This is a genomic window from Amycolatopsis sp. NPDC051071 (genome assembly GCF_040682875.1).
Classification (GTDB): domain Bacteria; phylum Actinomycetota; class Actinomycetes; order Mycobacteriales; family Pseudonocardiaceae; genus Amycolatopsis.
In genome coordinates this window covers 18,922-31,738 of record NZ_JBFBBY010000003.1, presented here as the reverse complement: position 1 = coordinate 31,738, position 12,817 = coordinate 18,922, and the positions used below count along the sequence as shown (strand labels likewise).

Annotated in this window: 12 protein-coding genes; 5 read left to right on the top strand and 7 right to left on the bottom strand. The window is 67.7% G+C overall.

What is annotated here, in order from left to right; translation table 11 throughout:
- Window positions 1–22: 22 nt before the first annotated feature.
- Entirely contained in the window at window positions 23–1,345 is a 1,323-nt protein-coding gene (locus AB0M65_RS01585; RefSeq protein WP_364020027.1) for a cation:dicarboxylase symporter family transporter, read from the bottom strand.
- Between the two features lie 203 nt (window positions 1,346–1,548).
- Between AB0M65_RS01585 and AB0M65_RS01580 the strand changes: the two genes are divergently transcribed.
- From AB0M65_RS01580 to AB0M65_RS01560, 5 genes are all read left to right on the top strand, one after another.
- Window positions 1,549–3,162 carry a sensor histidine kinase gene (locus tag AB0M65_RS01580; protein WP_364019732.1) on the top strand — a complete coding sequence of 538 codons (1,614 nt, stop codon included), beginning with the start codon at window positions 1,549–1,551 and terminating at the stop codon, window positions 3,160–3,162.
- Window positions 3,159–3,827, top strand: coding sequence for a response regulator (locus AB0M65_RS01575; RefSeq protein ID WP_364019729.1), 669 nt, complete (start codon window positions 3,159–3,161; stop codon window positions 3,825–3,827). Before AB0M65_RS01580 ends, AB0M65_RS01575 begins: the two co-directional genes overlap by 4 nt.
- 36 nt (window positions 3,828–3,863) lie before the next feature.
- Window positions 3,864–4,229 (top strand): MerR family transcriptional regulator, encoded by a 366-nt coding sequence (locus tag AB0M65_RS01570; protein ID WP_364019726.1) that lies wholly within the window; start codon window positions 3,864–3,866, stop codon window positions 4,227–4,229.
- Between the two features lie 18 nt (window positions 4,230–4,247).
- Window positions 4,248–5,198: a zinc-binding dehydrogenase gene (locus tag AB0M65_RS01565; RefSeq protein WP_364019723.1), complete on the top strand. Its 951-nt coding sequence runs from the start codon at window positions 4,248–4,250 to the stop codon at window positions 5,196–5,198.
- Window positions 5,199–5,360: 162 nt separating this feature from the next.
- The gene (locus AB0M65_RS01560; RefSeq protein ID WP_364019720.1) at window positions 5,361–5,909 is read left to right on the top strand and encodes a snapalysin family zinc-dependent metalloprotease; all 549 of its coding nucleotides are present in this window, start codon (window positions 5,361–5,363) and stop codon (window positions 5,907–5,909) included.
- A 331-nt stretch (window positions 5,910–6,240) separates the two neighbouring features.
- On the opposite strand, the gene AB0M65_RS01555 is transcribed toward AB0M65_RS01560, so the two are convergent.
- The 6 genes from AB0M65_RS01555 to AB0M65_RS01530 form a co-directional block, all read right to left on the bottom strand.
- Window positions 6,241–7,500 (bottom strand): choice-of-anchor Q domain-containing protein, encoded by a 1,260-nt coding sequence (locus AB0M65_RS01555; RefSeq protein WP_364019717.1) that lies wholly within the window; start codon window positions 7,498–7,500, stop codon window positions 6,241–6,243.
- Window positions 7,501–7,616: 116 nt separating this feature from the next.
- Window positions 7,617–8,198, bottom strand: a complete 582-nt coding sequence (locus tag AB0M65_RS01550; RefSeq protein ID WP_364019715.1) for a hypothetical protein — start codon at window positions 8,196–8,198, stop codon at window positions 7,617–7,619.
- A gap of 41 nt (window positions 8,199–8,239) precedes the next feature.
- A complete protein-coding gene (locus tag AB0M65_RS01545) occupies window positions 8,240–9,646 on the bottom strand; it encodes a beta-N-acetylhexosaminidase (protein ID WP_364019712.1) in 1,407 nt (468 codons plus the stop codon).
- A 1-nt stretch (window position 9,647) separates the two neighbouring features.
- On the bottom strand, window positions 9,648–10,523 hold the full coding sequence (locus AB0M65_RS01540) for a carbohydrate ABC transporter permease (RefSeq protein WP_364019709.1): 876 nt from the start codon (window positions 10,521–10,523) through the stop codon (window positions 9,648–9,650).
- Entirely contained in the window at window positions 10,514–11,473 is a 960-nt protein-coding gene (locus tag AB0M65_RS01535) for a sugar ABC transporter permease (RefSeq protein ID WP_364019706.1), read from the bottom strand. The genes AB0M65_RS01540 and AB0M65_RS01535 overlap by 10 nt, the downstream gene beginning before the upstream one ends.
- 48 nt (window positions 11,474–11,521) lie before the next feature.
- Window positions 11,522–12,805: an extracellular solute-binding protein gene (locus AB0M65_RS01530; RefSeq protein WP_364019703.1), complete on the bottom strand. Its 1,284-nt coding sequence runs from the start codon at window positions 12,803–12,805 to the stop codon at window positions 11,522–11,524.
- Between the last annotated feature and the right edge of the window lie 12 nt (window positions 12,806–12,817).

Genomic DNA, 12,817 nt, shown 5'->3' with positions numbered 1-12,817 from the left:
GGTTCTTCATTTCGCCGGGGCACTACACGTGCGCCACGGCCTTCTCCCGGTCGCCGTCACTGCCCTCGTGGGGATCCGAGGCGTGATCGTCGATCAGGGTGGCTTCGTCGAACGGGGCCTGTCCGCTGAAGACCAGGTTCGCCCGTTCCCGGTCGAACTCCTTGGTCCACGTTCCGACCAGGACGGTCGCGACAGCGTTGCCCGCGAAGTTGGTCAGCGCGCGGGCCTCGGACATGAACCGGTCGATGCCGAGGATGAACCCGACGCCGTCGACCAGTTCCGGCCGATGCGACTGGAGCCCGCCGGCGAGGGTGGCGATACCGGCGCCGCTGACACCCGCCGCCCCCTTCGAGGCGATGATCATGAACAGCAGCAACGAGATCTGCTCGCCAAGCGCGAGCGGCTGGTCCTGCGCCGTCGCGATGAACAGCGTCGCCATGGTCAGGTAGATCGCGGTGCCGTCGAGGTTGAACGAGTACCCGGTGGGCACCGTGATGCCGACGACCGGCCTGGAAACCCCGAGATGCTCCATCTTCGCGATCAACCTCGGCAGCGCCGATTCGGACGAAGACGTCGACAGGATCAGCAGGAACTCGCGGCCGAGGTACTTCAGCAGCGTGAAGATGTTGACCCGCGCGCCGAGCCACAGCACCGAGCCGAGTACGCCGAACACGAACACCAGGCAGGTCAGGTAGAAGCCGATCATGATGACGGCGAGGCTGCGCAGTGCGCCCCAGCCGGTCTCACCGACGACGGCGGCGATCGCGCCGAACGCGCCGACGGGGGCCGCCCACATGATCATCGCGAGGATCCGGAACACCAGCCGCTGGATGTGCTCGATGCCGCGGCGGATCGGTTCGCCCTTGGTGCCGAGCTTCTGCACGGCGAATCCGGCCAGCAGTGCCACCAGCAGCGTCTGCAGGACCTGGCCTTCGGTGAAGGCGGAACCGAAGCTGGTCGGGATGATGCCGAGCAGGAAGTCGACGCTGCCCTCGCTGCCCTCGGCCTGCGTGTGCGCCTTCGCGGCGGCGGCCGGGTCGAGGTGCAGGCCCGCACCCGGGTGCAGCAGGTTGCCGACGACGAGACCGATCGCGAGCGCGAACGTCGACATCATCAGGAAGTAACCGAGCGACAGCAACCCGACCTTGCCGACCTTCGCGGCCTTCGCCACCGATCCGATGCCGAGCACGATGGTGCAGAAGATGATGGGGGAGATCATCATCTTGATCAGGTTGACGAATCCGGTGCCGAGGGGTTTGAGTTCCTTGGCGAGACCCGGCGCGGCGAACCCGACGATGACGCCGAGGACGACCGCCGCGATCACGGCCAGGTACAGGTAATGCATCTTGTCTCGGCGACGCGGCGCCGCTTCGGGCGTTGTAGGCACCTTTGCCTCCAGCTCGGGGATCTCCGGGAATTGCCGGTCACTATCACCCGGCCAGGTGAGCTGGGTCACGGTTGTGTTCATTGAGTTCACGCGAGCGGCTTCCGGAGAATTCCGGCCGGGCGGGCCGGGCGGCCGCGACACGGGTGTGCTGATATGGGCGGATGCCCCCGACGACGCGGACCCGGACCAGACGCGGAAGTCTCGCCCGCCAGCTGCTGATCCTTCAGCTCGTGGTGCTTTTCGTGCTCGTCGCGGCGGGGCTGTCCTTCGCCTACCTCGATTCCGTGAGGGCGACCAAAGACCGGGCGAGGGACCGGGTGACCGCGGTCGCCGAAGCCGCGGCCGACGCGCCGGGTGTGCCGGCCGCACTGTCCACTTCGGATCCGGCCAGGACACTGCAGCCGTTCGCGCAGAGTGTCCGCGCGGATACGGGGGTGGACTTCGTGACCATCATGGACATCAACGGGATCCGGTTCACCCATCCGAATCCGGAGCTGATCGGGCAGCCGTTCATCGGCAACATCGGCGAGGCACAGCGCGGCGGCAAGGTCGTCGAGACCTACGCCGGTTCGCTGGGGCCGTCCGAACGCGTCGTCGTCCCGGTGCTCGGCTCCGGCGGGCAGGTGGTCGCACTGGTCTCGGTCGGCATCACCGTCGAGGCGATCGACGCGGAACTGCGGGAACGCCTGTGGCCGTTGATCGGCGTCGCGGTCGCGGTACTGGTGGTCGGCGGGATCGGCAGTCTACTGGTCAGCGCGCGGCTGCGGCGGCAGACCAGGGGGATCGCGCCAGAGGAACTGAGCAACCTGTTCGAGTATCACGAAGCCGTCCTGCATTCGATGCGTGAGGGATTGCTGCTCGTCGGCGGCGACGGACGCGTGGTGCTGTGCAACGACGGCGCCCGCGCGCTCCTCGGCGTCGGCGAGGACCCGGTCGGGCGGGAACTGTCCGCATTGGACCTTCCGGATGATCTCGTCGAGGCGTTCGGATCGGCGGAGGAGCGCACCGATGAACTCCACCTCACCGAGGCAAGGGTGCTCGTCGTCAGCACCGCGCCGGTGCGGTCGCGCGGCGAGGCGATGGGCACCGTGGTGATCCTGCGCGACCACACCGAACTGCAGGCGCTGACCGGCGAGCTGACCACGGTGCGCGGACTGGCCGAGGCGTTGCGTTCGCAGGCGCACGAGGCGGCGAACCGGCTCCACACGGTCGTTTCGCTGGTCGAGATCGGCCGTCCCGGACAAGCCGTCGCATTCGCGACGGCGGAACTCGCGCTGGCGCAGGAACTCACCGATCGCGTCGTCGGCGCGGTCGCCGAACCGGTGCTCGCGGCGCTGCTGCTGGGCAAGGCGGCGGAGGCGAGCGAGCGCGGCGTCGAGTTCACCATCGCCCCGGACACCGTCATGGACGACTCGGACACCGGCGTCCCGCCCCGCGATCTGGTCACCATCCTCGGCAACCTGATCGACAACGGGATCGACGCGGCGGCGGGAAACGCGGCCGACGGCGAACGGCCCGGCGTCGAGGTCACCGTGCGGTCCGGCGCCGACGGCCTGCTGCTCCGGGTCGCCGACACCGGGCCTGGTGTCGAAGACGTCGAAGAGGTCTTCCGGCGCGGGTGGTCCACCAAACCCGAGGACGGCCACGGACTCGGGTTGGCACTGGTGGGTCAGGCGGTGCGGCGGCACGGTGGGACGATCGATGTCGGACGGGACGAGGGCGCGGTGTTCACCGTGCGCCTGCCATTGAAGACGCCGAAGGGGCCGACACGATGATCAAGGTGCTGGTCGTCGAAGACGAACCGGTGGCCGCCGACGCGCACCGGGTGTACGTCGAACGCATGCCCGGCTTCACTGTGTCCGGTGTCGTCCACTCCGGCGGTGACGCGCTGCGGTTCTGTGAGCGCGAGCCGGTCGACCTGGTGCTGCTGGACTTCTACCTCCCGGACACGCATGGGCTCGCGGTCTGCCGTTCGCTGCGCGCCGCCGGGCTGCCGATCGACGTCATCGCGGTGACGTCGGCGCGGGATCTGGCGCTGGTCAAGGCCGCCGTGTCCGTCGGGGTGGTGCAGTACTTGCTGAAACCGTTCACTTTCGCCTCACTGCGGGAAAAACTCGAGCGTTACGCCGAGTTCCACGGCACGTCGGGCGAGGTCACCGGGCAGGCCGAGATCGACCGGGCGCTCGGCACCCTGCGCACCACCGAGCGGCCGTCGCTGCCGAAGGGGATGAGTGCGCAGACCCTGGAGTCCATCACGGAAGTCCTCGCCGCGGCCGCTGACGGGTTGTCCGCTGGTGCGGCCGCGACCGCGATCGGCGCCTCCCGGGTCACCGCGCGGCGTTACCTCGAATACCTCGCCGACAACGGCCTCGCCCACCGCGAGCCCCGCTACGGCCAGGTCGGCCGCCCCGAGGTCTGGTACAGACCGAAAACCGTATAACGGCCTATACCGCGTCCCGGTGATTATCCTGGGCAGGTGAAGATCGGCGAACTCGCGCAGAAGGCAGGGGTCAGCGTCCGCGCGCTGCGCTATTACGAAGAAGAAGGCCTGATCAGTTCCGGCCGCGAGGGCAACGGCTACCGCGACTTCTGCGACGGCTCGGTCGAGGCGGTCCTGCGGATCCGCGGGATGCTCGACGCCGGGCTGCCGACCCGGCTGATCCGCGAGATCCTGCCGTACCTCGACGGGCCGGAAGACGTGCGGCCCAAGGTGCGGTGCGAATACTTGATCGACGAGGTCGCGCGGCAGCGGGAAGCGCTCGATCGCCGGATCGTGCTCATGACCCGTAACCGTGACGCACTCGACGTGTACCTGCGCGATTTGACCCTGACGCAAACGTGAGGGTTTTAGCGTCGGATCATGACTTCGATGCGTGCCCTACGGCAGAACTCCGCGAACGGACCTGAAGACCTGCACCTGATCACCGACGCACCCGTGCCGAGGCCGGGACCAGGCGAGATCCTGGTCAAGGTCACCGCGGCGGGCGTCAACTTCGCCGACGTCATGCAGACCCGGGGTACCTACGAAGGTGGCCCTCTGGCGCCGTACGTCGCCGGCTTCGAGGGTGTCGGGGAGGTCGTCGCACTGGGCGAGGGGACGACCGGGGTCGCGCTCGGCGACCACGTCCTGGGTACCGGCGGCGGGGCTTTCGCCGAGTACATGGTCATGTCCGCCGCGGGCGTGGTGCCGGTACCGGAGGGCTGGGCGGACGAACAGGCACCGGGGTTGCTCCTGAACTGGGTCACCGCGCTCGCCGCGTTGAAACCGTTGGGGCGCCTGGCTTCCGGCGAGACGGTGCTCGTGAACGCGGCGGCGGGCGCGGTCGGCCAAGCGGCTGTCCGGATGGCCAAGCACTACGGCGCCACGGTGATCGGCACCGCGTCGCCGGGTAAACACGACCTCGTGCGGGCGCTGGGGGCCGATCGCGTCCTCGGCTACGGGGAGGACCCTGGCGCCGTGGATCTCGTGCTCGAATCGGTCGGCGGGGCGAACTTCGCCGCCAGTCTCGCCGCCGCCAAGCGCGTCACCGGGAGGGTCGTCGTCTACGGCTTCGCCGGGGGAGAGGCCGCGATCACCAACCGGGACTTGAACTTCCGGCATCAGATCCACGTGATCGGCCTGCACCTCGGCGTCCTGATCGAGCAAGCACCCGGCATCTTCGCGGACCTGATGGCGGAGTTGCGCTCGCTTATCGCCGCCGGTGTCTGCACGCCGGGTACGCCGACGGTGTACGACCTCGCGGACGGCCCGAAGGCGCTCGCGGAGCTGGAAGCGCGGGCGACGTCCGGCAAGCTCGTCCTGCGACCCTGAACACGGCGGGCCGCCCATCGTTGTATGCGACCACGCGCATGTCAATAGGACGAAAGTGTTGGTAAATCACCAGCTGGCGGAAGCGACGAAAGTTGGTGCCATGTCGTGGGTTTCGCTCCTAGATTCACGAACCATTCCGTTGTCCTTACAAGGAGTGGGTCCATGGCAAGGAAGTTCTTCGTCTCCGCGTCCGTGAGCTTGGCGCTGCTCGCCGTCCCGGTCACCGCCGGACAGGCCACGGCCGCGGTCCAGCCTGCTCAGCAGACCGCGGCGGTAACCACGGTCTACTACGACGCTTCGGGTGCGCCCAGCTTCCGCGCCGCCATCGAGGCGGGCGCGGCGAACTGGAACAACTCGGTGTCCAACGTGAAGCTGCAGGAGAGCTCGTCGGGCGCCACCCTGCGCTACACCGAGGGCAACGACCCCTCGGGCTCGTATGCCGAGACCGACGGCCACGGCAGTGGCACGATCTTCATCGACTACACGCAGGCGCAGGAGTACGACCAGACGCGGATCGCCGCGCACGAGACCGGCCACGCGCTCGGCCTGCCGGACCACTACCAGGGTCCGTGCTCCGAACTGATGTCCGGCGGCGGCCCCGGTCCGTCCTGCACCAACGCGAACCCGAACGCCCAGGAGGTTTCGCGCGTGAACTCGCTGTGGGTCAACGGGCTCGTCGCGGCGGGCGCCATCCAGCGCATCTACAACTGACGCTGTAGTCCGTCACGGCGTTCTAGTGAGGGGCAAGGCAATCGTGGCGTGGTGCCCGGGCTCGTTGTGACCGACTTGTTCGCGGGGTCGGCGGCCAGGGGCGAAGGCGTGACTCGCGTGCTCAAGCACGCGAGTTACGCCTTCAAGCACGCGAGTTACGCCTTCAGGTACGCGAGTTGCGCCTTCAAGCACGCGAGTTACGCCTTCAAGCACGCGAGTTACGCCTTCAGGTACGCGAGTTGCGCCTTCAAGCACGCGAGTTACGCCTTCAGGCACGCGAGTGCGCCCAGGCGCCACTCGCCCGAAGGCGCCACCTTTGCCTTACCCCTCACTAACCCTGGAACTCGTAGGCCCCCGCATCGACCCGGGCACCGGCGTAGACCGGATTCCCGTCGACGTCGCGGTCGTCGTACTTCGTCGTGCCGAGGTCGATCGCCGGGCTTCCCGCCTTCAGCACGAGGCTCGTCGCCGAGGTGAACTTCGGGTCCGCCACCTTGTCCGTGCCGCCGGCCGTGAACTGCCGCAGCCCGCCGAAGTAGACGTTGTGATCCGTCGCTGTGAAGGCCGGATCCGCGTAACCGACTTTCAACGCCGCCTGGACGACGTTCTGCGTCATCGTCAGCATCTGGTTCGTGCAGCCGCCGTAGCAGACGAAACCCTCCGACTCGGCGTTCGAGAGCCGGAGCGAGTTGTTGCGGAACACCGTCCCGAGCACGGGCCCGTTGCCGTCCTCGGCGCCGCGCGTGATGATCCCGCCGCGCGTTTTGGCGCCGAAGACCGCGTTGTACTCGAAGACGTTGCCGGTCGAGACGCCGTCGGGATCCTTGGCGTCCGTGCCGAGTTCGGTGAAGGTCTCGTTGTCCTCGGAGACGTTGTGATGGATGACGTTGCGGGACCCGTAGAAAATCTCGACGGCAGCACCGTCGAGGCCGCCGAAGTCGTCGGACTTCGCGATCGAACCGCTGATCCGGTTCCAGCCGATGTCGGAGTCGTTGCCCTGGACCAGTACGGCGAACGCGCCGGAGTCGTCGTTGCCGCCCGGGGTCACGACGGTCATGTGGTTGTTGTCGACGAGGTCGTTCTGCGTCACCTCGGTGTGGTCCGCCGACGGCGCGATGTACACGCCCGCGCCCGCTCCGGTGATGAGGTTCGACAGCACCTTGTTGCGGTCTCCGGACACCTTCACACCGGCCCACGAGCAACGCCCGGCGTCGGCCGCGACGCCGATTTGCAGGTCTTGCACGCGGTTGTCGTTGCCGGGCAGATCGACGCACGCCTCGGTGTTGCCCTTGACGATCGGGCGGGCGCCGGTGCCGTACGCGCCGATCGTGACGCCCGATCCCTTGACGGTGAGGCCGCCGGGCCAAGCTCCGCCGCGGCGCAGCAGAACGGTGTCACCCGCGGCGAACGTGGTCACGGAGACCTTCGACAGCGATTTCCACGGTGCCTGCTGCGAGGTGCCGCTCGCGGCGTCGCTGCCGAGGGTTTGGTCGACGTAGTAGGTCTTCGGGGCCGCGGCCACTTCTGATGCCGTGAATCCGGTGCTCGCGATCGCGGCGAGCAGGCTCACGGAGAGCAGTTTCCAGGACATTCCGCGGACACTAACCGGGCTCCGCACAAGACTCGTACAAACTTGTCCGCGTTCATGAAGGAACTGGGACGTTGAGTGTCCCAATTCCTTCATGAACAAGCCGAGAACCCCGGCACTCATTCGCGGGCTTGGTCCCGCGGCGATTCGATGGTCAGTGGCACCGACGTATCACCGGTGAGCTGGTTCAGGTGAGTCATGGTGCGGTCCAGGTGCTCGGCCAGGCGCGGGATCGTGCTGGACGGGAGGTAGACCTCGGCGCCGGCGTCGAGGAGGCGGCGGACGGGGCCTTCGTAGCGGACTCCGAGTTCGGCGTCCTCGATTTCCGCGATCACCACCCGGGCCTTCGGGTACAGCGTCCGGAAGTTCGCGATCAGCTGCGGGCTGACCGGCGGTACCAGCAGGACATCGACGCTGGTGGGCGCCGACTTCATGTCCAGCACGACGTAACCGGGGCCGAGCCGATCGGACAAGGCGGACCGCGCCGACTCCGACAGCTTCATCGCGGTGGCCACGACCGTGACGTCCTCGGAGGCCGCTGCGGCGAACCGCTCTTCGTGAACCGTGCCCGTTATCGTCCCGATCGTCTTGCCGTCCCGGGTGATGCGCACGTCCTCGCCATGGCCGAGGGAGTCGAGGAGCGCGACGAGTTCTTCAGGGAGCTGGGTGGCGTCGATCCACCGCGCGGACTGATCACTCATCGTTCCATAATGGCCCCCTTCCCCGCGCGGGGTGCAAGGTACTAGCGAGGCCGTCCCGGAACCCCCGGCCGTGTCTGCCACGGACGCGGTCCGTCCAGCGGCCGGTACTCGACGCCCAGTGCGTCCAGGCGCGGCAGGTGGTGGTCCCGAAGGCGTGGCAGGAACTCCGCGTAGTCCCGGCCGTCCGGGCTGCTCCACGCCACTTCCGCGAAGGCGCTCAACCGTGGGAAGGCGGCGTAGTCGACGCGGCGCACGGTGTCGAGGTGCTCCGACCACACCTGCGCCTGAGTGCCGAGAATCGCCCGGTCAGCGGGGAAATCCGCGGGCACCGGCTCGTAGCCGTAGATGTCCTCCAACGTCCGCAGGTATCCGACGGGGATCGGCTCGTCGGGGTGGTCGGACTGCCGGTGGTCGAGATACACGTGGTCCTCGGGGCACATGACGACGTCGTGCCCGGCCGCCGCGGCGAGGGCACCGGCCGCTTCGCTCTGCCAGGAACCGATGACCATCGGCGGCAGGTCGCCCGCTTCGAGTACTTCGTCCCAGCCGAGCGGACGGCGTCCGCGTTCGACCAGATGCCGGGCGATCTCGCGGACGAACCGGCCGTGTTCCTCGGTCGCGCCGGGGACCTCGTCGCCGCCGAGTGCGATGACCTCCGACGGGAAGATGTCCAGTACGTGGTCGAAAACCGTCCGAAAGAAGTCCACAGTGGACTTCTCCGTGTTCAGAAGGGACGTGCTGATACCCCAGCTCGTCCAGACTTCGTACGGTTCCTCGGTCTCCGGGCCGAGTCCGGGATAGGCGGCGATCGCGGCCCGCGCGTGCCCGGGGATGTCGACCTCCGGGACGATCGTGATCGCGCGCGCGGCGGCGTACGCGACGATCTCACGCAGGTCTTCGGTCGTGTAGTACCCGCCGTGCGGACGACCGTCGCGTTCCGGGCCGTCGTGCCGCCCGACCATGGACGACTTCCGCCAGCCGCCGACCTCGGTCAGCTTCGGGAACTCGGGGATCTCGATCCGCCAGCCCTGGTCGTCGGTCAGATGCAGGTTGAGCACGTTGAGCTTATGCGCGGCAAGCAGGTCGACGAACCGGAACACCTCGGCCTTGGTCCGGAAATTCCGCGCCACGTCGAGTAAACAGCCTCGCCAGCCGAAGCGCGGGTGGTCGGTCACCACCCCACACGGGATCGACCGCTGTCCACGGTGGATGGACGCGGCCCGGAACGCGTCCGGCCCGATGAGCTGCCGCAGCGTCTGGCGGCCGTAGAACTCGCCTGCCGCGTCGGCGGCGTGCAGGGTCACCCCGGACGGGTCGATCTCCAGCCGGTAGCCCTCGGCGGGCAGCCCGGCATCGGCCCGGACGTCCACTTCGGACGGGACGGGGCACTCGCCCGGCAGCGGTTCCACCGAGACGGGACGGGGGAGCAGGGTTTCGAAGCCAGGCATGTCAGCCCTTCACCGCGCCGCCCATGACGGACACGAGTCGTCGTTGCACGAGGATGAAGAACACCAGTACCGGGATGGTCATCAGGGTCGAACCCGCCATCACCGCGCCCCAGTCGGTGTCCTCCGGTTTGAAGAACACGAGAATCGCCAGCGGGAGCGTTTGATTCTCGGTGTTGGAGATGATGAACGTCTTGGCGAACAGGAAGTCGTTCCAGGCGTGGATGAACGACAGCACACTGATCGCCACCAGCCCGGGCGCCACCAGCGGGAAGAGGATCTGCCAGGTGAACCGCATGCGGCTCGCCCCGTCGATCTTCGACGCCTCTTCCAGTTCCTGTGGCACCGCGGCGACGAAACCACGCAGCATCCAGATCGCGAACGGCAGGCTGAACGCCAGGTGCACCAGTATCAGCGAGCCGAGGTGGTTGGTGCCGAACGACGGCGCGACGTCGCCGACCGACCGCATCAGGAAGAACAGCGGAATGGTCAGTGCCTCGACCGGGACCATCTGCGCCACCAGAACCATCACCAGCAGCACGGTCTTGCCGCGGAAGTTGAACCTGGTCAGCGCCACCGCCGACAGGAACGACAGCAGTAGCGACAACGCCACCACCACGACCGCGACGATCACGCTGTTCAGGAAGTACATCGCGAAGCCCTCGCCGCTGAGCACCCGTTCGAAGTGCTCCAGCGTCGGGGTCAGCGTCCACGGGCGAGGGTTCTCCGCCTGGATCTGCCCGGTGGGCTTGAACGCCGAAAGCACCATCCAGTACACCGGGAACGCGACCATCCCGGCGATCACCACGCAGACGATCTCGGCGATCAACCTGCCTGGCCGGGTGATTCGACGGGTTTTCGGCGCTGTCGTCACACCCATCCGGCACCCCGGCGTTGCGACCGGACGTACAGCCCGGTGATGGACAGCAGCAGCAAGGTCATCACGACTCCGAGTGCCGCGCCGAGACCGTATTCCTGTCCGGCGAAGGCCTGTTGATAGGCGAAGACGTTGAGCACGAGGTTGCGCCCGGCCACCCCGCCGCCGTTGGTCATCACGTAGATCTGGGTGAAGATCTTGAAGTCCCAGATGATCGACTGGATCGTGGCGATGGTCAGCAGTGGCCGCACCATCGGCAGCGTGATCGACCACGTGGTGCGCCAGGTCGACGCGCCGTCGAGGTACGCGGCCTCGATGACTTCCTCCGGCACGCCCTTGATCCCCGCGTACATCGTCACCATGACGAACGGGAACGAACACCAGATGACCTCGGCGGCCACCAGCCCGAACGTGCCGTAGGTGCCGTAGGTCCACGAGTGGTTTGCCATCCCGGTGAACCCGAGTCCCGAAAGCACCTCGTTCACCAGGCCGAAGTCCGCGTCGAACAGGAACAGCCAGACGTACGACCCCGCCATCGCCGGCGTCGCCCATGCGGCCAGCGCCGCCAGGAACAGCGGCACCCGCGCCCAGGTACGGACCCGGGTGGCCAGGACGGCCAGCGCCGTCCCGAGCGCGAGGCTGCCCACGACGCAGACCGCGGTGAACCCGACGGTCTTGGCCAGCACCTCCCAGAACTGGAGGTTCTGCAGCAGGTCGGCGTAGTTGCCGAAGCCGAGGAACACCAGCGGCGCGTTGCCGACCGCCTGCGGCTGGCCGTAGTCGTAGAACGAGATCAGCACGAGCTGGTAAATCGGATAGACCAGCATGGCGAGCAGCAGGATGCCGCCGGGAGCCAGGTAGAGCAGGGCGGCCCGCCCGTCCCGGCGATGGCGCGGGGAGCGCCGGGCCGGGGCGGGCGAGGCCGCGGTGCGAGTGGCTTCTTTGATCACCATAGGTAACTCACTGTCAGACGCAGTCTGTCCGTTCAGGTGGTGGTGGGGCTAGCCGAACGCCTTGTTCATCTCGGCGGCGGCGGTGGCCAGCGCGGCTGCCGGGTCCTTGCCGCCGGTCGCGATCTGCTGGATCGCGGTCGGCAGCACGTTCTGCGCGTCGATCTTCGACCACGCCGCGGTGGCGGGAACGAACTTCGTGCCCGCGGTGAGCGTGTCGACGAACGGCTTGACCGACGGGTCGCTCTCGGCGACCTTCTTCTGGACACTGCCGAGCGTCGGCAGATTGCCCATGGCCGTGTACATCTTCTCCTGGTATTTGGCGCCACCGAGCAGTTCGGCGAATTCGACGGCGAGGCTCTTGCGCTTGGTCGCGTTGAACACGCCGAGCAGGTTGCCGCCCGCGAACGCGGGTGCGATCTTGCCTGCCTCGATGCCGGGGATCGGCAGGATCGCGTACTTCCCCTTCACTTGACCGGCTTCGACGGCCTTGCGGTTGAAGTCACCGCCGATCGACATACCCGCCTTGCCTCCCGCGAACGCCGTGATGCTCTGTGTGCCGGTGAGGTTGGCGCACTGCTCGGGCGGGCAGATGTCCGCCTTCAGCAGGTTCGCGTACGTCGTCACGCCCGCCTTCGCCTGGTCGGCGTCCACAGTGGACTTCCACTTGTCGCCTTCTTGTTTGGCGATCTCACCGCCGTGCGCCCACAGGAACGGCAGCATCGCGTAGGTGTACTTGCCACCGACGGAGATGCCGTACAGCTCCGGCTTCTTGGCCCGGATGGTCCGCGCGGTCTCGGTCAGCTCCGCCAGCGTGGCCGGCGGCTTGAGACCGAGTTCGGTGAAGATGTCCGTGCGGTAGTACAACGCGCGGATCCCGGTGAACCAGGGGAGACCGTACGTCTTGCCGCCGGACTTCGCCGTCTCCAGCACCGCGGGAAGGATGTCGGAACCCTCCTTCCACGACGACAGGTCACCGGTGAGGTCGGCCAGCGCACCTGTGGCGGCGTAGCTGGAGACGTCGGTGTTGCCGAACTCGGCGACGTCCGGCGCACTGGCCGGATCGTTGAAGGCGCCGGAGAATTTGTCCGCGCGGCCTTCCACCGGGACCCACTGGACGTCGACCTCGACGCCGGAGTGCGCTGCCTTGAACTCGGCGATCGCCTCCTTGACCGCGGCCTCCTTCGGCGCGCGGTTGGCCTCGTCGAACAGCCAGACCCGGACCGTTCCGGTCTTCTCGTCACCACCGCTCGCGGCGGGGGCGTTCTGCGCCGGCGCGCAGGCCGAGACGAGGCCGAGCGCCGCGAGGCCCGCGATCAGTACGCGAGTTCTCATGGGATTTTCTCC